Origin of the sequence: Saccharopolyspora indica (genome assembly GCF_027853965.1) — a bacterium.
Lineage (GTDB): Bacteria > Actinomycetota > Actinomycetes > Mycobacteriales > Pseudonocardiaceae > Saccharopolyspora > Saccharopolyspora indica.
In genome coordinates, this window is sequence record NZ_JAQGLB010000006.1 from 371,060 (window position 1) to 392,082 (window position 21,023).

Consider the following 21,023-nt stretch of genomic DNA (forward strand, 5'->3'; position numbering starts at 1 on the left):
GCTCCATTTCGGTGGTTTCGCACCCGAGCTCAGCGTACAGTGTAATCACGTTTGCTTACAGCGTACGCAAAGGAGAACTTCATGACACCGCCTTCGGCGGCCGGGGGGAAGGCATCCGGGCAACGCGCGACTCGCCGGCACTGGTTCGGCCTCGCCGTCATCGTCCTGCCCTGCCTGCTCGTTTCGATGGACCTGTCGGTCCTCTTCTACGCATTGCCGTTCTTGAGCGCCGATCTGGCGCCGACCAGTTCCCAGCTGCTGTGGATCCTCGACCTCTACGGGTTCATGCTCGCCGGCCTGCTCATCACGATGGGCACCCTCGGCGACCGGGTCGGACGCCGCAAAGTCCTGCTGTGGGGCGCCGCGCTCTTCGGCGCCGCTTCGATCCTCGCGGCCTACTCCCAGTCCGCCGAGATGCTCATCGCGGCCCGCGCACTGCTCGGGATCGCCGGCGCAACGCTCGCCCCGTCCACGCTCTCCCTGATCCGCAACATGTTCCAGGACCCCCGGCAGCGCCAGGTGGCGATCAGCGTCTGGACGCTGGGCTTCGCGGGAGGCGCGATCGTGGGCCCGATCGTCGGCGGCCTGATGCTCGAGTACTTCTGGTGGGGATCCGTCTTCCTGCTCAACGTGCCGATCATGGTCCTGCTGCTCGCCCTGGGGCCGGTTCTGCTGCCGGAGTTCAGGAACCCGAACGCGGGCCGGTTCGACCTGCTCGGGGCCGTGCTCTCCCTCGCCACCGTGCTGCCGGTGATCTACGGCATCAAGAAGATCGCCGAGAACGGTTTCGGCTGGGGCTACCTGGGGATCATGCTGCTCGGCATCGCGTTCGGCGTGCTGTTCGTCCGCAGGCAGCTCACCGCGCGAAGCCCGATGATCGAGGTGGGCCTGTTCAAGAAGGTGTCGTTCAGCGGGGCGGTGGCGGCGTGCGCGATCACCTTCCTGGTGCTCGCCGGGCTGGGCATGTTCATCTCGCAGTACCTCCAGCTGGTGCTCGGGTACAGCCCGTTCCAGGCCGCGCTGTGGAGCGTTCCCGGAATCGGCGGGATGCTGATCGGCGTCACCGTCGCCACCTCGATCGCAGAGAAGATCCGGCCTGCGCTGATCGTCGCCGTGGGACTGACCCTGGGGGCGGTGGGATTCGCGCTGTTCGCTCAGGTCACGCCGGAGGCCGGTGTGGGCTGGGTGGTGGCGTCGCAGATCGTGATGTCCACCGGGATCGGCGCCGTGGCCACCATTTCGACCGACATGGTCCTCGCCACCGCCCCCAAGGAGAGCGCCGGAGCGGCGGCCGCCGTCTCCGAGACCGCCAACGAATTCGGCGGGGCGATGGGGATCGCGCTGCTGGGCAGCCTGGGCACCGTCGTCTACCGCAGCGAGCTCGACGGGGCGCTGCCTCCCGGCGTACCCGCCAACGCCGTTCAAGCGGCGAAGGAGACCTTGGCTTCCGCGTTCGAAGTCGCCGCCACGCTGCCCGAGCAGCTCGGAGCGGCGCTGATCTCGGCGGCGAACCGCACCTTCGTCGACGGTCTGCACTGGGTCGCGTGGATCGGGGCGGGCGGATCGCTGCTGATCGCGCTCTTCGTGCTGATCGTGCTCCGCCAGGTGCCGCCGACCGCGGCGAGTGGTCACGACAGCGCCGACGACGGCGGCGAACTCGAGACCGCGAACGCCGGCTGAGCGGCTGCCGGCGCGCACGACCGCTCAGCACGACGCAGTCCGGTCCGGGAGAACGAGCACGAGGCTGAGCCGGGAGCGCCTCGCACATCTCCCGGGCCGCTGACCTCGGGACACCGCTGCACGCTCGGTCGAACTTCCTGCGACGAGCGGGGTTTCCGCCGTCCACCCGGATGCCGACGGCCCGGCGTGGACCTGGCCCGGCGGAGTGCCGGACGACCGCTGGGTGGACCGTTCGGACGCACCCGATCCTCCCCCGATCCGGCTCCGGCTGTCGGGGTGCTGGACTACCTTGATCAACAATGCTCGTGATCTTCGGGCAGGTGACGATGGAGGACACCAGCAATGGTCGAGAAATTACGGGCGCCGCGGGCGCGCAAGCGCACCGCGGCGTTGGCGGCGGTGGCCGCGGTCGGCGCGCTCGCCGGCTTCGGCACCGCGCACGCCGATGAGCCGCAGGGCGGCGTCACGCCCTACATCATCGGCGGCTCCCCGGCCGATCAGACCTACTCGTTCATGACCTCGTTGCAGTACGAGCGCGACGGGAACCCGGACTCCCACCGCTGCGGCGGCGCGCTGATCAGCCCCGAGTGGGTCGTCACCGCGGCGCACTGCGTCACGACGGACTCCCCCGACGGCACGCCCGTCGTGCTGGACCCGGCGATGTTCCACGTGCGGATCGGCAGCAACGACCGGACCACCGGCGGTAGCGTGGCCAAGATCCAGGAGATCGTGGTGCACCCGGACTACCAGGCGTTCCCCGAGCGCTCCGAGGGCAACGACATCGCGCTGATGCGCCTGGACGCGCCCAGCGACCAGGCGACCGTGCCGATGGCCAGCGAGCTGACCGAGCCGGGCACCGAGGTCCGCCAGATCGGCTGGGGCTACATCGCCAACGAGGACAAGGGCGACCCGAGCAAGCTCCCGATCCAGCTCCAGCAGCTGGACACCACGGTCATCCCGCCCACCACGCCGAAGTGCGTGGCGGACGCGGGTGACGACTCGTGGGGCATCCGCGGCGGCGATGTCTGCACCGACAACCCGGAGGGCGTGCGCGGCCCGTGCGGCGGCGACTCCGGTTCGCCGCTGCTGACCCGGGAGGGCGACGGCTGGGAGCTGGCCGGTCTGGACAGCCGCGGCGTCGGCTCCGTCTGCGGTGAATCCCCCGACATCTACACCGGCGTCGGGCACTTCCGCGGCTGGATCGACGGCGTGATCGGCTGATCCGCCTCCGGGCCCTGCCCGCGGGCAGGGCCCGGACCTGGCGTGACGTGCGCCACAGCTGGCCCGGCGTACCGCGCCGGGCCAGCGGTTTCCCCGGCGCGACGACCAGACCAATCCTCTGTGGACACCTCGTGCACTGCTGAGACCGCAGAACCAGTTCCGCCATTTCGCCCGAACCGGCCGTCCCGCTGGTCTAAGCTCCCTGCTCTCAGGAACAGGGGGCTCGGGTGGGTTTGTTCGGCAGGGACGAGTCGTTGCGGCGACTCGCCGACGCTGCGCTCGCCGCGCAGGACGGGCGTGGCGGCCTGCTCGTGCTTCGCGCTGACCCCGGGCTCGGCCTGTCCGCTCTGCTGGACGCCCACGCCGAGGCGATGCGGAGCACGGGACTCCCGGTGCGCCGGGTCGCGGTCCTGCCCCCGCACGGCCGAACGGTGTTGTCCGAAGGCGTGCCACCGCAGTGGCCCGAGAGCGGAGTGGTCGTCATCGACGACCTGCACCGGGCCGACGACGCGACGGTGCTCGCGCTGCACGACCTCGTCGAGGAGCTGAGCGGGCGACCGCTGCTGGTGGTGGCCGGCCGGCACCGCGGGGCCGCGCCCGAACGCTTCGCCCACCTCGAGCGCACCGCCGCGGTGCACGACCTCCACCCGCTCGACGACGCCCCGGTGCACGACCTGCTCACCGAGCTGACCGGCGCGGAGCCGTCCGAGTCGCTGCGGCGGCTGGCAGCGGGAGCGGCCGGAAACCCGTGGCTGCTGTCGCAGTTGACCTCGGAGAACCGCGCGCGGACCGTGACGGCTTGGGCCACCGGGCTGGCCGGCCGGGATGCCGCGCTGCTGCGGTTCGCCGCGATCATGGCCGATCGCGCGTGCGTGGAAGATCTGGCGGTGGCCCTCGGATCACCCCCGGCCGAAGTGCTCGCCGGCGCTGAGCGGCTGACCGCGCTCGGGCTGACCGACATCACCGATGGTGCGGTGCGGCTGCGGCACGCCGTGGTGCGCGAGGACGTGGCGGCGACGTCGGCGGCGTTGCGCACCACCGCGGCCAAGGCGCTGATCGGCCGGAACGCTCCGGCCGAAGCAGTCGTCGAGCAGCTGATCCACGCGCCGGTGGACTCCTGGCTGGCGGCATGGCTGGGCGGGCACGCCGAGAAGCTGGCCGCCGACCCCACGCCCGGGCTCGTGGACCTCCTCGAACGCACCGTCGCCCACCTCGTGCCGGGCGATCCGGGCCTGCTCCCGCTGCGGGCCGCGCTGGCCGAAGCGCAGCTGTGGTCCGGACGGCTCGAAGCCGCCGAGCACACCGCGAGCACCACGTTGATGGCCCGCCCGGACGCACCGATCCGGCGCCGGTCGCGGGCCGTGCTCGCCCTGATCCGCATCGGGGCGATGGATCCCGAAGGAGCGGCGAAGGCACTGGATCCGGAGCGCGCGCACGGCGAGCTGCCGCCGCGGCTGGCCGTGCTCGACGCCACCGCCCGCCTGCTCGTCGGCGACCTGACCGGGGTGGAGCACGCGCTCGACATCGCCGAACCGCACGCCGCCGACGACTCGGTCGTCGCGCTGTACCTGCTCAACATCAAGGCCATCGGCCGGTTCGTGTTCCGCGACCTGACCGGGGCGCTCGAGCTGCTGGACCAGGCCGATGCGCTGCTGGAGGTCGCCGCCAGCGACCGCGGGCAACGGCTGATGGTCGGCCTGCTGCGCGCGGTGGTCCAGGACCTGCGCCAGGAGCGGGCAGCGCTGGACACCGTCGCGCGGGCGCGCCCGCTCGCGCAGGAGCTCGGCACCGGATTGCTGGTCTGGCTGCACACCATCACCGCGCTCGCGCTGTTCAACAACGGCCTCTGGGACGAATCCCTGGCCGAGATCGAAGCCGCCACCGCGCTGCCGGACCTGCACAGCTTCGACGGCCCGCTGCACGCCATCGCCATCGCCATCCTGGTGCACCGCGGCGACCTGCCCGGCGCCCGCGCGCACGCCGAGCTGGCCAAGCGCGCCGAACCCCGCGGGGTCGCCCTCTTCTACGAGCAGATCACCGCGATCGGCCACGCCGTGCTCGCCGACGCCGAAGGCGATTCCCAGCGAGCGCTGGAGATCGTGCGCACCCTGGCCAACGGTGACGTGGGCGTGCACAACGGCCACGCGGTGAGCACCATCGGTGCGCGGATCGTGCGCATCGCGGTCGGCAGCGGCGATCGCGCGCTGGCCGAACGCGTGGTGGCGCACATGCAGGAGCTGGTCACCGGCGACTCGCTGGGCGAGCGCGGCGCTCTCACGTACTGCCAGGGCCTGCTCGACGGCGATGTGGACCTGCTGCTCGACGCGGCGCAGCAGTTCGCCGAGAACGGTTCACCGGTCACCGCCGCCCGTGCGGCGCAGGACGCGGCGAAAGTGCTTGCGGCGTCGGGCAGATCGGCGGACGCCCGGGCCGCCTACCGGACCGCGATCGAGCGGTTCGCGGAACTGGCCGCCGCCGGTGAGATCCACCGCGCCGACGCCGAGCTGCGCGCCTTCGGCGTCCGGCGCGGAGCGACCGGACCGCGCCGAAGGCCCAAGCACGGCTGGGAAAGCCTCACCGCGGCCGAACACCGCGTCGCCGAACTGGTCGCGCAGGGCCTGACCAACCGGGAAGCGGCCGAGAGGCTGATCGTGTCGGTCCGGACCGTCGATTCCCACGTGTCGAAGATCCTCGCCAAGCTCGGTTACGCCTCCCGCGTGGAGATCGTCCTCGGCTTCGAACGCCGCGGCTGAGCGTCCGCTATGCCGGGGTCTCGGCGAGCCGGGAGAGGGCCTGGCCGACGAACCGCCGAACGGCGCGCGGATCGAGCTCGGCGGCCGGGAGGCAGCGTTGCCGGTTCAAGGCGGTCCGGATCAGCTCGCCGTCCGGGCCTGGCACGCGACCGAGCGCCCACCGGCCGCCGTCGATCTTGGACACGAGGGCGCCGTCCGCGGCGAATCGCCATGCCCGGCAGGCGTTGAGCACCGCGTACTCCCCAGGAGCGTGCCCGGCGCTCCAGCGCAGCTCGCTCGCCAGCTGAGCGAGGACCAGGTCGTCGGGGACCGGGGCGAACACCTCGGACGCCGGGCGTCCGGGGCCGATGAGCTGCCCGGCCCCGCGGCAGACGGCGAAGTGCAGCACCAGGTCGGGATCTCCCCCGTGCTCGTGGCCGTCGACGACCTTGGTGTCCTCCGGTGCCGTGGTCACGTGCAGCTCGAACGCGGGTTGCGCCGTGGGGTTCTGGGCCGCCGAGAAGGTGACGATGCTCAGCTCCAGCCCGTGCGCGGGGCACGGCAAGCGCTCGTTGCTCAGCGCTCGCGCAGCGGCCGACTTCTCGACCGCCGTCATCCGCCCTTCGGCGACGACGAGGACGTCCACATCGCTGCGGCGCACGTCGAATCCGCCGAGCGCCGCGGAGCCGTGCAGGAAGACGCCCACCAGGCGCGGGCCCAGCGTCGCCACCATCGCGGACGCGACGTCGCTGGCGTAGCGCTCCAGAACCGCACCCATGCTCACAACCATAGGTCCCGCGGTCGAGCCGTTCGTTCGAAGCAGGATCTTCCCGCCCCGGAACGACGTACACCACTGCCTCCGGCGCCGTTTCGTCCGTAGCCGAGGCGGTTCCGGCGTCCGGGCGTCCGGTCGCGGACATCGCCGCTCGCCCGATTCGTCCCGTTGACGTCTTGATCTTCGCAGGTCAGCGTGAAATCCGTGAACATCAGCAATGTTGCTGATGTTTCCCGGGCCGGGTTCTGGTGATCTCAGTAGGTGCCCCGCGTCTGGGGAGGCGGGCACGTTTCCGGCGCGCAGCACGCGCGCCCCGCTGAAACTCGTTGGCCGTGTTCGGCGCATCGCAGCCGCGCGCCGTTCTGGGAGGCAGAAAACCGCAGATGAGCGACGAAACCGCAGCGAACCTCATCGATACCGCGTCGGCAGGTGTGCAGGACCTTGCCGCGGCCGCCACCTCCGCGCTGGCGCAGGCCGGCCCCGCAGGGGCGCTGGCGGTGCCGGTCGTGGACGCCCTGCGCAACGTCTGGGAGGGCTACTTCGGATCGCCGATCCCACCCGAGGGCACCAACTGGAACTCCTACTCCCACGAAGAGCTCTACCAGATGCTCTGGGAGCAGGCCGATGTCGGCGAGGTCAGCTCGATGGCCGCCGAGTGGGGGCAGCACCGCACCGAGCTGGCCGACCACGCCGAATCCATGCGGCACGAGCGCAACGCCATGCAGACCAACTGGAGCAGCGAGTCCGCCGGGCTGGCGACCAGCCAGCTCGGTGAGCTCGGCGACCGCACCTCCGGGATCAGCGACCGCGCGGGCACCGTGCAGGGCGCGACGCAGGAGGCCGGCGACGCGCTCGCGGTCGCGCGCAACACGATGCCGCCACCGCCCGGCGACCCGACCGGATCCGCGCTGACCAGCGCGATGGCCGGGGCTGGAGCCGGTGCGGTCATCGGCGGCATCGTCGGTGCGGGCGCCGGTGGTGTCGGCGCTGCTCCCGGTGCGGCGATCGGCGCCGCCATCGGCGCGGTGGCCGCGGGCGGCGGCAGCTTGTTCATGTCCAACGTCGCGGCCGCGCAGAAGAAGGCCGAGGCCGTGCACGTCATGCAGCAGTACGAGGCGAGCCTGCGCAACAGCAGCCAGGCCATCGCACCGCCCGGTTCGCTGGAAGCCGCCGGGTTCAACTCCCCCGCCTCGACCACCGCGGCCGGGTTCGGCGGCGGTGCGGGCGGCAGCGGTGGCGGCGTGCCCTGGGGCCGGTTGGTCGGCGCGGGCGAGCTGGGTGCCGGTGCGCGCAGCGGTTTCGGTGCGCTGGATGCCGCTCTGGCGCGCTCCGGCGGCCTCGGCGGCCTGGCCGGTCGCACGGGCAGCGGCAGCATGATGCCCGGTGCCGGTGCGCGGCGGGGCGAGGAGGAGGACGAGCAGGTGCACGAGAACCGCCTGCCCACCATCGACCAGAAACTCTTCGACGACGACCGGCCGGCCAGCGCCCCGGTCATCGGCTGAGCGCAGCACAGGAGCGAACGTTGACTTCCGAAGCAGGACACGGTTACCAGGTCGAGGCGCAGGGACTTTCCGCGCAGGTCGAGGCGCTTTCCGGGCTCCGCGAGCGCACCACCGGCCTGGTCGGCTCGGCGGGCAGGCTGGCCGAGCGGCTGCCGCAGCTGGGCACCGCACCGCCGGCGATCCACCTGGCGGTGCGGCTGCGCGAAGCCGGTGGCCAGGCCGGGCTCAGCGGCGAGATCAGCGCGGCCGACACCGAGCTGAACAACTTCCGCACCGCCCTGGGCGAAACCGTCAGCGGCTACCTCGCCTCCGACGACAACGCCGCGCAGGCGTTGCGCAACACCGGCGGTGACCGGGCATGACGACGGCGGCCGCGCGGCGCGCACCCACGCCCATCGAGTTCGGGCAGGTCGAGCTGGACCTGCTGTCCACGCACGCCGGGGTGCCGCTGCCGTTCCCGCTGCGCGTGCCGTCCTTCGGCCGCATCGCCGGTGAGCGGGAGGTGCTGCTGGCCACCGCCGGGCACACCCTCCAGCTGCGCGGGTTCGCCGACGAGGACGGACCGGCCGGTGCGGCCGCCGAGCTCGTCACCGCCCTGCGCCAGCACCGCGGCACGGTCGACGTGGTGCTGGCCGACGAGACCGGGGCGACCGCGGTGGTGGCCATCGTCTACCGGTCGTGGGCGCTGATCTGCGCGCAGCGGCTGGACGGCGATCCGGCGCAGCCGGTGCGGATCCACCGGGTCGCGGCGGACTCGCTCACCGACGCGCTGCTCGACCTCGTCCCCGACGTCGCACCGGCCCGGACGATGCCGATCACGCTGCCCGAACGCGCGGTGGCCACCGCCGGGCAGCTGGTCGGCGAGATCGAGGACGACCGGGAGAAGGAGCAGCGGCTGCGCGCGCTCGTCCGCGACTGCGGCGGGGACCCGAAGGCGCTGGACCAGCTGGCCGGGTTGCTGGCCGTGCTGACCGGGCGCGGGCAGGTCGGGGCGACCCGGCGCGAGGCGGGCGGGAGCAGCCGGGCAGGCGCCGAACTGTCCTGGTTGGACGGTCCGCGCGGGCGGGTCCGGGTGGTGCCCGCCAAGCACGGCTGGGTGAGCGTCAACCCGATGCGGCCCAACGACGTGCGGTTCGCGGTCGAAGACCTGGCCAGGATCGCCCGCGAGCCGCGGTGACCGCGGCGCCGGGTTCCCGGCGAGGTCGGCGGCACCGAGAACGGCTCGCACCAACAGGCTTTACGGAGGGGAAAAGGTGGAAACAGCAGCTCAGTGGCTGGCGGGCTACGACGAGCGGCTCGCCAAGGCCGCCGCGGACGCCAAGGCCGCGAACGAGAGCCTGCGCCAGATGAGCGGGACCGCGACCTCGCCGCGAGGTGAGATCACCGTCCAGGTCGGGCCCAGCGGCGCGATGGAGGACATCCGGCTCACCCCCGCGGCGCGGGCGATGGAGGCCGAGCAGCTGGCGCAGCTCATCCTGACGACCTCGCAGGAGGCGCAGCGCAGCGTCGGGGCGCAGGTCGTGGAGATCATGACCGAGTACGTCGGGGACGGCCCGGCGCTGGACTTCGTCAAGGAGAACATGCCGCCCGCCGCCGGTGTCGAGGCCGGCTCGCGCCGCCCGGCGGGCGACGATGACGACGACTTCTTCGCCAACCCGGTGGTGATCGTCTGATGGACCTGCAGGTCGATCCCGCCCAGATCCGGGCGCACGCGAACACCGTCGGCGGCCTGGCCGGCGGGCTGTCCGAGGCGGCGGGCGCGGTGCCCGCAGGCCCTGCGGAGAACTCGCTGGGCACCTTCCTGGGATTCCTCACCGCCGGGCTCGGCTCGGCCATGGCCCAGACCGGGCAGGCCATCGCGCAGGCCTCCGCCGCGGTGGAGGCGGTCAGCTCGGCGCTGGTGCGCACCGCCGAGGACTACGAGCGCACCGATGACGACAACGCGGTGCGGCTGCTCCAGGAGGACTCGCGATGACGGTGCAGATCACGATCGGCGCGACCCGGCCGGAGGAGCTCGAGCAGCTCAAGTCGACCATCGCCGCGGTGCGCGACCGCAACTGGCTCTCCGGCGGCCTGAGCGGCGAGAACCCCGGGATCCAGTCGCTCGGTTCGACGAGCGACCCGCTCTCGGCGCTGTCGGACTCCGGGTTCGGCTTCATCACCGGGTCGGTGTCGTTCCTCGGCGAACCGCTGCAGCAGCTGGCGGGCGACCCGAGCTCGGTCTCCGCCGGGGCGCAGGGCTTCCAGGACACCGGGCGCAACGTCTCCTCGATCGCCGACTCCTACCAGCAGTCGGTCGGCCCGGAGACCAGCGGCTGGTCCGGCGACGCCGCGGCCGGGTACCTCAAGACCGGCGCGGAGCTGGTGGACGGCATCGCCGGGCTCGGCGATGCGAGCGTGGCGCTGGCCGAAGCGGCGACCGGTGCCGGTGAAGCCGCGGCCAAGGCGCTGCAGGAGGTCACGACGCTGATCACCGAGGCCACCGGCCGGATCATCGTGATCCTCAACCAGGCGATGGCCGCGGCGGCGGCCACCTTCGGCGCCAGCGTTGCGGCGGCGATCCCGCAGGCGGTGCAGGTCGCCGCCGAGTACGGCGGCCGGATCGTGGCGGTGATGCAGCAGCTGCTCTCCAGCGCCCAGAACCTGATGCAGCACGTGGGCACGGCGACGAAGGCGGTCAGCGCGCTCACCGATTCGATCTCCTCGATCAGCGAGCTCGTTCAGCAGTCGACCGGAACGTCGAGCACCACACCGACTTCCAGCACCGGGCCGACTTCGGGCAGCACACCGACGTCGAGCACGCTGCCCACCTCGGGACGCACCTCGACGGCGAGCACGATCCCGACGTCGAGCAGCACACCGAGCACGATCCCCACCTCGGGAAGCACGTCGTCGAGCACGACGCCCGCCGCCGGCTACGCCTCGATGTCCGGCAGCATCCCGGCGTCGGCCGAAGAAGTCGCACCGGAGCCGAGCAGCACCGAGACGTCCGACACCCCGCCGGGCATCACCTTCACGGCGACCATCACCCCGCCGTCGCTGTCCTGGTCCGACGAGCGGGCGGACCCGCCCGGCCGCGCCTGATCCCGCCGCGACGTGCCACCGCCCCGGCGGTGGCACGTCGTTGCGCGTGCTGGGTGAATCCCGCCTCCGCCGGGTCGCCGGTCCACTACGGTGGGTGCGGTGAGTTCGTGGTCGATGGGACGAACATTGACTGGCTGGGCGAGGAACACCGCAGAACCGCTGACCGACGCCGAGCGCCGGTTCGACGAGCTGCTCGAACAGGGCAGGGCGGCGGAGTCGGCCGCCGACCAGGCGGAGCCCGCGGGCGTTCCCGGTGCGGAGCAGCAGATCCGCGGCGAGTACCTCGCGTCCCGGCTGATCGAGTCGCTGGAGGACGGCGGCAGGCTGTTCGCCCGGCGCGGCGCGCAGCCGCTGGTGATCGTCGTGGAGCACGCCACGATCACCGGGCAGCTGGACCTGCGCAACGTGGATCTGCCCTACCTGCTGGAGTTCGTGGGCTGCCGCTTCGAGAACGCGCCCGACCTGCGGCAGGCCAGGCTCGCCGGGCTGGTGCTGTGGCACTGCCGGTTCCCCGGGATGCACGCGCGCAACCTCGCGGTCGGCAACGACGTGGTGCTGCGCGACTGCGCCAGCGTGGGCGGCATCCTCGACCTGGCCGATGCCGACCTCGGCGGCTCGCTGCTGCTCAACGACAGCGAGCTGCGCAATCCCGGCCAGCGCTGCATCTACGCCGACCGCCTGTCGGTTTCCGGTGCGCTGCTGGGAATCCGGCTGCGCACCGCCGGTGAGATCCGCATTCCCGGCGCGAAGATCGGTGGCAACCTGACGCTGTCCGGTGCCGCCCTGCGCAACCGCGGCCGCAACGCGCTCAACGCCACCGGCATCCGCATGGGCGGCTCGCTGCGGCTGGACGCCGACCCGTCGACCGGCCGGCCGTTCACCTCCGCGGGCACGCTGCGGCTGCCCAGCGCGCACATCTCCGGTGACCTGCGGCTGCGGGACGCAGTGCTGGAACCCGGTGTGCGGCCGCCGGATCCCGGCGACTCGCACTACGACGACCCGACGGCGGCGCTGATCGCCGACCGCTGCGAGATCCGCGGGGAGGTCCAGCTCGACCAGGAGTTCCGCAGCGGTGGCACGCTGCGCCTGGTCAGCGCCGTGGTGGGCGGCAACCTGCGGATGACCGGGGCCGCCGTCGACGTGAGCTGGCTGCGCTCCCCCGCCGAGTCGGTGCTGCACCCGCTGCGCGCGGTGAACCTGGACGGCACGAAGGTGTCCGGCAACATCGACGCGCGCTCGGTGGCCGTGCGCGGGCAGTGGCGGATGACCGACGTGAAGGTGGGCGGCAGCGTCCAGCTCACCCGGGCCCGGCTGACCGGCCCGCGCACCGACGTCCTGGTGGGCAGCAGGCTCTCGGTGGGCAGCAACCTGGAGTGCCGGGACGCCGAGCTCGTCGGCTCGCTGCAGCTGCCGGGCGCGCAGATCGGCGCGAGCATCGACCTGCGCGGCTCGCGGCTGACCAAACCCGCCTGGCACCTGCACCGCAACAACTACAAGCCATCGCTGGACCTGCGCGCGGCGCGCATCGAGCGCGACCTGGTCTGCGCCGAGGGCGAGCAGGCGTTCTCCGCGGAGGGCACCGTGCAGCTGCGCTGGGCGCAGATCGGGCGGCACGTCAACTTCTGGGGCTGCGAGCTCGGCGACGGCGCGTCGCGCACGGCGTTCAACGCCTCCGGGGTGCAGACCCAGGAGCTCACCCTGCTGCCGCGCACACCGCCGCGCGGCCGGATCACGTTGCGGCAGGCGCAGTGCGAACTGCTCGCCGACAACTCCGCGGTGTGGGAGTCCAGCAGAGGCGTGGACTGCGAGGACTTCGCGTACCAGAACTTCTCGGAGTCCTTCGAGCTCGACGACCGGGAACGGGTGCGCCAGCGCCTCAGCTGGCTGCGCGCTACCGCGGGCGGCGCCTACCAGCCGGGGACCTACGACCAGCTCGCCGAGGTCTTCCGCAGCAACGGGCTGGAGGAGCACGCGGTCTCGGTGCTGATCGAGAAGCAGCGCCACCGCTACGCGGCGATCGCCCGCACCGCCCGGCCCGGGCTGCGCTGGCCGGTCCGGTTGTGGAGCTGGCTGCAGCGGGCGACCGTCGGCTACGGGTACCGGCCGATGCGGGCGGTGGGGTGGCTGGCCGCCTTCGCGGTGGTGGGCACCGCCTGGTTCGGCTTCCACCCGCTGGTGCCGGTCAACGAGCAGGACCGCCCGGTGTGGAACCCGCTCCTGTACACATTGGACCAGATGCTGCCGGTGGTGAGCCTCGGCCACGACGACATGTGGCAGGCCCGCGGTCTCTCCCAGTGGGTCACGGTGGCCCTGGTGACCGCGGGCTGGACCCTGGCCACCACGGTCGCCGCGGGCTTCAGCCGGGCGTTGCACCGCGAACGCTGATCACCCCGCGTCGCGGGATGATCGCGATCAGCCGAGGAGTGCGGTGACCGTGAACAGGACCGGGACCGAGAGGATCGTGGAGAGCAGGATCGATTCGCGGGCCAGGCGGACTCCCACGTCGTAGTGGGAGGCGTAGACGAAGAGGTTCTGGGCCGCTGGGAGCGCGGAGATCACCACCGCCGCGAACAGCGGCGCCCCCTGGAGGCCGAACAGGCCCGCGCCGATCGACCAGGCGATCACCGGGTGCACCACCGACTTCAGCGCGACCGACAGCAGCACCGGTGCGCGCTCCGCGCCTCCCGCCGGAAGCTTGCTGCCGTGCAGCGAGATGCCGAAGGCCAGCAGGACCGTTGGCACCGACAGGTGCCCGAGCAGCGTGATCGGCTCCATGACCGGGGCGGGGATCCGCCAGCCGGTCAGCGAGAGGCCGACTCCGATCAGCGAGCAGATGACGATCGGGTTGCGGAACGGTGCGAGCACCCGGGTCCACGCCGAGCTGCGCTCGCCCGCCTGCGCGTAGTCGATGACGGTCAGTCCGATGGGCGTCATGACCAGCAGCTGGAACAGCATCACCGGTGCCACCAGGGTCGCGTCGCCGAGCACGTAGACCGCGATCGGGATGCCCAGGTTGCCCGCGTTGACGTAGCTGGAGCACAGCGCGCCGATCGTGGTGCGCCGGATGTTCCACTTGCGCAGCACGCCGACCAGCACGAACAGCGCGGCCGCTGCGAAGGTGCTCAGCGCCGTGACCAGCAGCGGGATCGAGAAGATCACCGTGACGTCGGATTCCGAGAGCATCTTCAGCAGCAGCGCCGGGGTGCCGACGTAGAACGACAGCTTGGTCAGCGCCTCGCGCCCGCTGCTGCCCAGCACCCCGGTGCGGCCGAGCAGGTAGCCGAGCAGCACGATGGCGGCGATGACGCCGAAGCCCTGGATCACGCCGGACACGGGACCTCCCGGGATCCGCAGCGTCCACTGAGGACAGGAAATGGGCGTCCTCGTCGGGAGCGGAGCATTCTTCTCTTCCGTGCTCATGGGTTTCGCCGCACGGGCCGCACCACCCGAGGATCGCCCTGGGCGCGGCCCATACGCTTAGCGATCCTAAGCGATCAGCGGCGCACCCAGGGCATGGCGATGCTCACAGCGGATCAGCTCTTGCCGCCGGCCTCGGCGGACTCCAGCGGGCGCAGGTCGGTGCGGCCGTCGGAGGTCGGCGGGCCGCCCGGCAGCCGGACCGCCTTCGGCAGCGCACCCGGGCTCCACGTGCCCCAGTGCGTCTCCCGGTGGACCTCCGTCGCCGTCGCGGCGGGCAGGGCGTCGGGCTGGAACGGGTCCACCACGTAGAACGCGCCCCAGTCCCGGTGCAGATCGCCCTTGAGGTAGCTCGGCATCACCCGCACGCTGGCCGCCACGTTGAGCCAGCCGAACGGCCCGCCCCCGGAGGAGCCCGACCAGTTCTGCCCCATGTCGCGCAGCATCCCGCCACCGGCCACCCGGAACCGCGGCAGCTCCACGATCCCGTCGTGCAGGCTCGCCAGGTTCAGGCACGGGTGCACCAGCGCGGCCGTCCACTCGACGAACACCGGCTCGTCGCCCGCCACCTCGGTCATCGTCGTCAGCTGCGGGACCCGCGGCACGCTGAACGACATCCAGCCGCCCTCGTCGACCTTCTGGTCGGCCGCCACCACCCGCAGCTTGGTGGCACCGTCCACTGTGAACCGCAGATCGCGCCAGGCGCGGCTGTTCTGCACCAGCTCCCGCTCCGCGACGATCTCGAAGCCCTCCGGGGTGTCGCGCCCGAGCTCGACGCGCAGCGAGTTCGCACCGGTGGCCGACCCGGCGAACTGCAGCACCACCGGGGCCTCGCCGGAGGTGGCCTGCGGCGGCAGGTCGTACCAGGGCGTGCGCATCTCGCCGGTGCCGGTGGCGTCGCGGTCGTAGCTGCCCCACACCGGCGCGTCGTCGCCGCCGAAGCCGAACGGCGGGGTCCAGTGCTCGGTGCGCGGGTGGCCGAACCGGTGGAAGCCCCGCGACGTGGCTTCCAGGTAGTCGGCGCCCTCCGTCGTTCCGGTGAGGCGGTTCAGCGCGCTGCGCGGCTGGTCCTCGGCCGCCGCGAGCACACCGCGCCGCGGATCGGTCTCGATCTCGACGTAGTCGGACAGCCCGCAGCTCTGCCCGGCCAGCTGCTTGACGTTGTCCGCGCCGAGGCTGTAGCCGCCGCGCTGCTTCTGGATGCCCACCCCGAACAGAACCACCTCGCCGACCAGCAGCACGGCGCAGGTGATCGTCAGCGGAGCCGCACCCAGCCGCAGGCCCCGGCGGCGCGCGGCCGCGGTGCTCACCGGCGGCTCGTCGTGGCGCAGGTGCTCGACGATCGCGACGACGCCGGCGATCGCGGCGGCGATCAGGAAGTAGGTGCTCGCGTTGCGCCCGTCCAGGCTGGGTGCGCGGTCGAACCACGGGACGCCCCAGCCCGAGACGTACCACCACGAGTTCGTCCCGGTGACCGAGAACGCGCACACGACCATCAGCCCGGCGAAGAACGCCGCGCGGTTGCGGCGCGAGCGCAGCACCGCCGCGCTGGTCGCCAGCGCGGTCAGCGCGGCGGCCACCGCACCCGCACCGGCCAGGACGCCGAAGTGGTGGGTGTGCTTGGTCGGGGTGGCGGCGAGCACCACGAAGCACAGCGCGGCCACCGCGAGCATCCTGCGGCTCGGCCCGAGCGCTGCGCCGCGGATCCGGCCGCGGCGCAGCAGCACCACGCCGCAGGCCAGCACGCACAGCACCACCAGCAGCACCGGGAAGCGGCGGGTCAGCGACCCGTCCGGCCACGGCCCGAACAGCTTGTCGTAGCGGGCGAGCTCCTGGTACCAGGCCGCGTTCGGGCCGAACTTGGTCTTCAGCGCCACCGAGTCCAGCACCGACTGCAGCGTCTGGTCGAAGAACACCCCGACCAGGATCACCAGGCCGGAGGCGGCGATCGGCGCCAGCACCGGCAGCACCCCGCGCTCGCGCACGCGCTGCCAGAGCAGCTGCAGCAGCGGCTTGGCGGCCACCACGAACGGCAGCACCGCCACCATGCCGTGCGGGTTGGCCCCCACGCCCAGCGCCGCGGCCACCAGGCCCAGCGCGGCCGGGGTCAGCCGCCGGGTGGCCACCGCGCGCTCCACCGCGCACAGCGCCAGCAGGAAGAACGCCACGACCACCGGCTCCGGCCGCAGGCCGTTGTTGTAGGGCAGCCAGAACGCCAGGAACACCGCCGCCGCGGCCCAGCCCGCGGACTCGCTGCGCCGCACCTGCTGCCCCAGCCGCGGCAGCACCCCGCGGCTGATCAGCAGCCAGCTGAGCACGCCGAGGAACAGCGCGGGCAGGCGCACCCACGGCGTGGCCGGCGAGACCTGCACCCACAGCGCGTAGAACTCGTAGAACCAGCCGAACGGCGATTCCGGGTTGGCGAACCAGCGGAAGTAGTTGGTGACGTACCCGGCGTCCTCCGCGGCTCGCAGCATGGTCAGGATGTAGCCGTCGTCGGCGGTCATCGCGCCGATCAGCCACCACACGCCGAGCGCGCCGACGACCACGACGTCGCGGAACTTCAGCCGCCACCAGCCCGGTTGCAGCAGCCGCGGCGCCCGCCGCACCTCCAGCCTGCTCAGCGCCAGCACCGAACCGGCGAACGCCGCCACGGCCAGCACCATCGCCGCGATCTTCAGCGGTGTCGGCGAGCTGGCGAACCGGTTGTCCACCCGGGCCTCGAACGACAGCCCGCGCACGTCGTCGGTCGCGGCGTCCAGCTGCGAGAAGATCCCGGTCAGCTGCGGCCGCCGGTCGCCGTCGACCGAGGCCAGCGCAACACCGCCGACATCGGCCCTGGTGCCGGACTCGTCCGCGCGCACCGAGATGGCGCAGTCACCGCCGGGCAGCGCGGTGGAACCGATCTGCTTCCCGCGCGACCACAGCGTGAGCTCGCCGGCGTCGACCTGCAGGCTCAGGCCCGTCACGCCGCCGTAGGTCGACGACGGAGGATTCGTCGCGACGAGCACGGCCGGTCCGTTGCTGCGCGCGTCCAGGCTGCGCACGGCCGCGCAGGGGACCTCCGCGGTGAGCCACAGCGGCGCGTGGGTGACCAGCGGGGCAGACACCGGAGCGGTGCCGTGCGCGGTCGGCCACTTCAGCGTGGTGACGTCGTGCTGCACCGGCAGGAGCGGGACCGCCAGCGCGGCCAGCACCGAGAGCAGGCCGAGCACCACGGCCCAGCGCCGAGCGGCTTTCGGCCCCGGATCGCGACGCGTGATCTCCCCCGATCGCTGACCCACGCGACCGCCACCCCATCCCTGCCGAAAGAAGCCAAATCCCACTGAGCTTAGAGAGGTGCGCGCGCGAGCCGACAACCGGAGCAGCCGATGTCACTCCGCGCAGCCGAGAACGCACGTCGCGCGACCGGGTGACACCGGGGACTGTGAGCCGGATCTCGGCGGCAGCCGTGGGCTTTCGGCCCGAGATCATCCGATCGGGGCACTGGCGTCACTAGCGTCAGCGACATGACCTTCACGTTGATCAAGGGCACCTTCCGGATCACCGGCAGCTCACCCGACGGTGACTCGGTCCGCTTCTACCCAGCCGACCCGGAGACCTTCCGCAAAGCGGGCCTGTCCGTGCGGCTGAACTCGCGCGGTGGCGTGCAGCTCCGGTTAGAGGGCATCGACGCCCTGGAGACCCACTACCGGCCGCAGGCGCGCGGCAGCGAGCTCTGGCACCAGCCGGCGAAGCTCGCCGACGCCGCGAGCTCGGCGCTGCTGGAGCACCTCGGGTTCACCAGCGTTGAGCGCGACGACAACGGGAGGGTCACCGCCAGCACCCCGGAGGAGGTCTCCGGCCACATCCTGACCCGGTTCGCCGACACCTACGGTCGCGCCGTCGCGTTCGCCTTCCCCGGCCAGCGGCCCGGCCGCTCCACCGACGGCGCCGACGTCCGCCTCGATCCCGACGGCCTGCCGAACTCGGCCAACCACGCGCTGCTCGAAGCCGGGCTGGTCTACCCCACCTTCTACTCGAAGCTCTTCGTCGACCTGCGCGAGGCGATGGCCGAGGTCGCGGTGGCCGCGCGCGAGGCCCGCCGCGGCGTGTGGGCCGAGGACGTCACGCTCGAAGGCCTGCGGCTGCGCTCCCGCGAGCAGCTGCGCGATGAAGCGGTGCTGCTGCCCAAGCTGTTCCGCCGCCTGGCCGACTACCTGGAGCTGGAGGAATCCGGCGGGGTGTCGCTGACCGGCTTCTCGCGCTACCTGGACACCCGCGACGACCGGCTGTTCACGGTGCCCACCGGCCACGCCACCGAGCTGGAGACGCTGGTGGAGGTGCGCCGCCAGACCCTGCGCCTGACGGTCGAACCCGAACGAATCGTGTTCACCGAGGCCTGACCGCTCCCGCAGCACCCGGCCCCGACGTGGTGAGATGGTCCGGTCGAGGTGCGAGGGGGTGGCATGGCCGACCGCGATGCGGCTGCGCCGACGGTGGCGTCCCGGCTGTTCCGGATCCTGGAGGCCTTCTCCCCGGAGCGGCCGTCGCTGACGCTGTCGGCGATCAGCAGGCACAGCGGCCTGGCGCTGACCACCACGCACCGCCTGGTCGGCGAGCTCGCCGGCTGGGGCGCGCTGGAACGCGCCGCCGACGGCAGCTACCGGATCGGGCTGCGGATCTACGAGCTGGCGGGCCTGACGCCGCGCGGCACGTTCCTGCGCGAGGTCGCGATGCCGTTCCTCGGCGATCTCTACGAGGCCACCCGCCAGAACGTGCAGCTCGGGGTGCGCGACGGCGACGAGGTCGTCTACGTCGAGCGCATCTCGGGCCGCGAGGCGGTGCCGGTGGTGTCGCGCCCCGGCGGCCGCCTCCCGCTGCACGCCACCGGCGTCGGCCTGGTGCTGCTCGCGCACGCCGATCCGGAGCGGCAGGAAGCGGTGCTGAGCGCACCGCTGAAGCGGTTCACCGAGCGGACCATCGCCGACGCCCGGCAGCTGCGCCGGACCCTGGCCGACGTGCGCAGGCAGGGCTTCGCGATCAGCGACCGCCAGATCGAGCTGTCGACGCTGTCGGTCGCCGCCCCGGTGCACGACGACACCGACGAGGTGGTCGCCGCGCTGTCCATCGTGGTCCCGGCCGACCGCACGGACCCGATGGCCCTGGTCCCGGCGGTCCGGGCCGCGGCCCGAGGCCTCTCCAGAGCCCTCGGCTCCCCCAAGGCCCGGGCCCTGCCCCCAACAGCCCACCTCGAACGCTCCTGACCGGACTCCGCACGCGATTTCCATCGAAATCGCCCAGCCTTCCGGTGAACGGAAAGGGGCGTTCCGCGTCGCTGAGCTCGCACCGATCGTGGACCGTGAGGCTGCGGTGGCGGTCACATCGGAGTGCACCGCCGGCAGCAGGTCCGAGGGAGGAATCGGTCGATGCAGATCCAGGTCGGGATCGTCGGGGCAGGGCCAGCCGGGCTCATGCTCTCGCACCTGTTGCACCAGCGCGGCGTGGAGTCGGTCGTGCTCGACACCCGGACCCGCGAGGAGATCGAGGGCACCATCCGGGCCGGCGTGCTGGAGCAGAGCTCCGTGGACCTGATGGTCGAGACCGGCGTCGGCGAACGCGTCAAGCGGACCGGGATGGTGCACCACGGCATCGAGCTGCGCTTCGGCGGCCGGGGCCACCGGATCGACTTCGCCGACCTCACCGGCGGCCGCGGCGTGACCATCTACCCGCAGCACGAGGTGCTCAAGGACCTGATCGCCCAGCGGCTGGCCGACGGCGGCGACATCCGCTTCGGCGTCTCCGACGTGCGCGTCGAGGGCATCACCGGTGACCACCCGAAGATCCGGTTCACCCAGGACGGCGCCGAGCAGGAGCTGGACTGCGCGCTGGTGGCCGGCTGCGACGGATCGCGCACCACGACGCGCTTCCTGATCCCGGCGCCGAACCCGCGGCAGGACCACTTCCGCCAGTACCCGTTCGCCTGGTTCGGCATCCTGGCCGAGGCGCCGCCGTCGTCGGAGGAGCTGATCTACGCCCACCACCGCAACGGCTTCGCGCTGATCAGCACCCGCTCGGCGACCGTCCAGCGGCACTACCTGCAGGTCGATCCCAACGACACCGTCGAGGACTGGTCCGACGACCGGATCTGGTCGGAGCTGCACGCCCGGGTGGCGGGCGCGGAGATCAAGGAGGGCCCGATCTTCTCCAAGTCGGTCCTGCACTTCCGCAGCTTCGTGTGCGAGCCGATGCAGCACGGCAGGCTGTTCCTGGCGGGCGACGCCGCGCACACGGTGCCGCCGACCGGCGCCAAGGGCATGAACCTCGCGATCGCCGACGTCCACGTGCTCTCCCGCGCCATGGCGGAGTTCTTCGCCGGCAGCGACCGCACCGCGCTCGACGCCTACACCGCCACCGCGCTGCCCCGCATCTGGCGCGCGCAGCACTTCTCCTGGTGGATGACCTCGATGCTGCACCGCATGCCCGAGGCCACCGGCTTCGACCTGCACCGCCAGCTCGCCGAGCTCGACACGGTCACCCGCTCCCGAGCAGGCCGGACCCTCCTCGCCGAGAACTACGTCGGCACGCCCTTCGACTGAGAAACCGGTCGTGGGGGGGGGGGGGGGGGGGGGG

16 protein-coding genes are annotated in these 21,023 nt (G+C 72.4%); 13 read left to right on the top strand and 3 right to left on the bottom strand.

The features are described from left to right. Window positions 1-81 precede the first annotated feature (81 nt). The 3 genes from OU416_RS16900 (at window position 82) to OU416_RS16910 (ending at window position 5,654) form a co-directional block, all read left to right on the top strand. Entirely contained in the window at window positions 82-1,680 is a 1,599-nt protein-coding gene (locus tag OU416_RS16900) for an MFS transporter (RefSeq protein ID WP_270927928.1), read from the top strand. 342 nt (window positions 1,681-2,022) lie between these two features. Then, window positions 2,023-2,901, top strand: a complete 879-nt coding sequence (locus tag OU416_RS16905) for a S1 family peptidase (RefSeq protein ID WP_270927929.1) — start codon at window positions 2,023-2,025, stop codon at window positions 2,899-2,901. 227 nt (window positions 2,902-3,128) lie between these two features. Further along, window positions 3,129-5,654: a LuxR C-terminal-related transcriptional regulator gene (locus tag OU416_RS16910; RefSeq protein WP_270927930.1), complete on the top strand. Its 2,526-nt coding sequence runs from the start codon at window positions 3,129-3,131 to the stop codon at window positions 5,652-5,654. Between the two features lie 7 nt (window positions 5,655-5,661). Here OU416_RS16910 and OU416_RS16915 read toward each other — a convergent pair whose 3' ends face one another. Continuing rightward, window positions 5,662-6,411, bottom strand: a complete 750-nt coding sequence (locus tag OU416_RS16915) for an aminoglycoside adenylyltransferase domain-containing protein (RefSeq protein ID WP_270927931.1) — start codon at window positions 6,409-6,411, stop codon at window positions 5,662-5,664. Window positions 6,412-6,791: 380 nt separating this feature from the next. Between OU416_RS16915 and OU416_RS16920 the strand changes: the two genes are divergently transcribed. From OU416_RS16920 to OU416_RS16950, 7 genes are all read left to right on the top strand, one after another. Then, window positions 6,792-7,910: a hypothetical protein gene (locus tag OU416_RS16920; RefSeq protein WP_270927932.1), complete on the top strand. Its 1,119-nt coding sequence runs from the start codon at window positions 6,792-6,794 to the stop codon at window positions 7,908-7,910. A gap of 20 nt (window positions 7,911-7,930) precedes the next feature. After that, entirely contained in the window at window positions 7,931-8,272 is a 342-nt protein-coding gene (locus tag OU416_RS16925; RefSeq protein WP_270927933.1) for a hypothetical protein, read from the top strand. Next, window positions 8,269-9,087, top strand: coding sequence for an ESX secretion-associated protein EspG (locus OU416_RS16930; protein WP_270927934.1), 819 nt, complete (start codon window positions 8,269-8,271; stop codon window positions 9,085-9,087). Before OU416_RS16925 ends, OU416_RS16930 begins: the two co-directional genes overlap by 4 nt. A gap of 76 nt (window positions 9,088-9,163) precedes the next feature. Beyond that, entirely contained in the window at window positions 9,164-9,583 is a 420-nt protein-coding gene (locus OU416_RS16935) for a YbaB/EbfC family nucleoid-associated protein (protein ID WP_270927935.1), read from the top strand. Beyond that, window positions 9,583-9,885, top strand: a complete 303-nt coding sequence (locus OU416_RS16940) for a type VII secretion target (protein ID WP_270927936.1) — start codon at window positions 9,583-9,585, stop codon at window positions 9,883-9,885. Before OU416_RS16935 ends, OU416_RS16940 begins: the two co-directional genes overlap by 1 nt. After that, the gene (locus OU416_RS16945) at window positions 9,882-10,994 is read left to right on the top strand and encodes a hypothetical protein (protein ID WP_270927937.1); all 1,113 of its coding nucleotides are present in this window, start codon (window positions 9,882-9,884) and stop codon (window positions 10,992-10,994) included. The genes OU416_RS16940 and OU416_RS16945 overlap by 4 nt, the downstream gene beginning before the upstream one ends. A gap of 126 nt (window positions 10,995-11,120) precedes the next feature. Continuing rightward, window positions 11,121-13,379 carry a translocation/assembly module TamB domain-containing protein gene (locus tag OU416_RS16950; protein ID WP_270927938.1) on the top strand — a complete coding sequence of 753 codons (2,259 nt, stop codon included), beginning with the start codon at window positions 11,121-11,123 and terminating at the stop codon, window positions 13,377-13,379. A 27-nt stretch (window positions 13,380-13,406) separates the two neighbouring features. On the opposite strand, the gene OU416_RS16955 is transcribed toward OU416_RS16950, so the two are convergent. Beyond that, entirely contained in the window at window positions 13,407-14,327 is a 921-nt protein-coding gene (locus OU416_RS16955; protein ID WP_270927939.1) for an AEC family transporter, read from the bottom strand. Between the two features lie 200 nt (window positions 14,328-14,527). Next, a complete protein-coding gene (locus OU416_RS16960) occupies window positions 14,528-17,695 on the bottom strand; it encodes an arabinosyltransferase domain-containing protein (RefSeq protein ID WP_270927940.1) in 3,168 nt (1,055 codons plus the stop codon). Window positions 17,696-17,920: 225 nt separating this feature from the next. Here OU416_RS16960 and OU416_RS16965 point away from each other — a divergent pair, with 225 nt between their 5' ends. From OU416_RS16965 to OU416_RS16975, 3 genes are all read left to right on the top strand, one after another. Further along, window positions 17,921-18,796 (top strand): nuclease, encoded by an 876-nt coding sequence (locus tag OU416_RS16965; protein ID WP_270927941.1) that lies wholly within the window; start codon window positions 17,921-17,923, stop codon window positions 18,794-18,796. A gap of 63 nt (window positions 18,797-18,859) precedes the next feature. Beyond that, window positions 18,860-19,657, top strand: coding sequence for an IclR family transcriptional regulator (locus OU416_RS16970; protein ID WP_270927942.1), 798 nt, complete (start codon window positions 18,860-18,862; stop codon window positions 19,655-19,657). A 162-nt stretch (window positions 19,658-19,819) separates the two neighbouring features. Beyond that, on the top strand, window positions 19,820-20,989 hold the full coding sequence (locus OU416_RS16975) for a 4-hydroxybenzoate 3-monooxygenase (RefSeq protein WP_270927943.1): 1,170 nt from the start codon (window positions 19,820-19,822) through the stop codon (window positions 20,987-20,989). The last annotated feature ends 34 nt before the right edge of the window (window positions 20,990-21,023 follow it).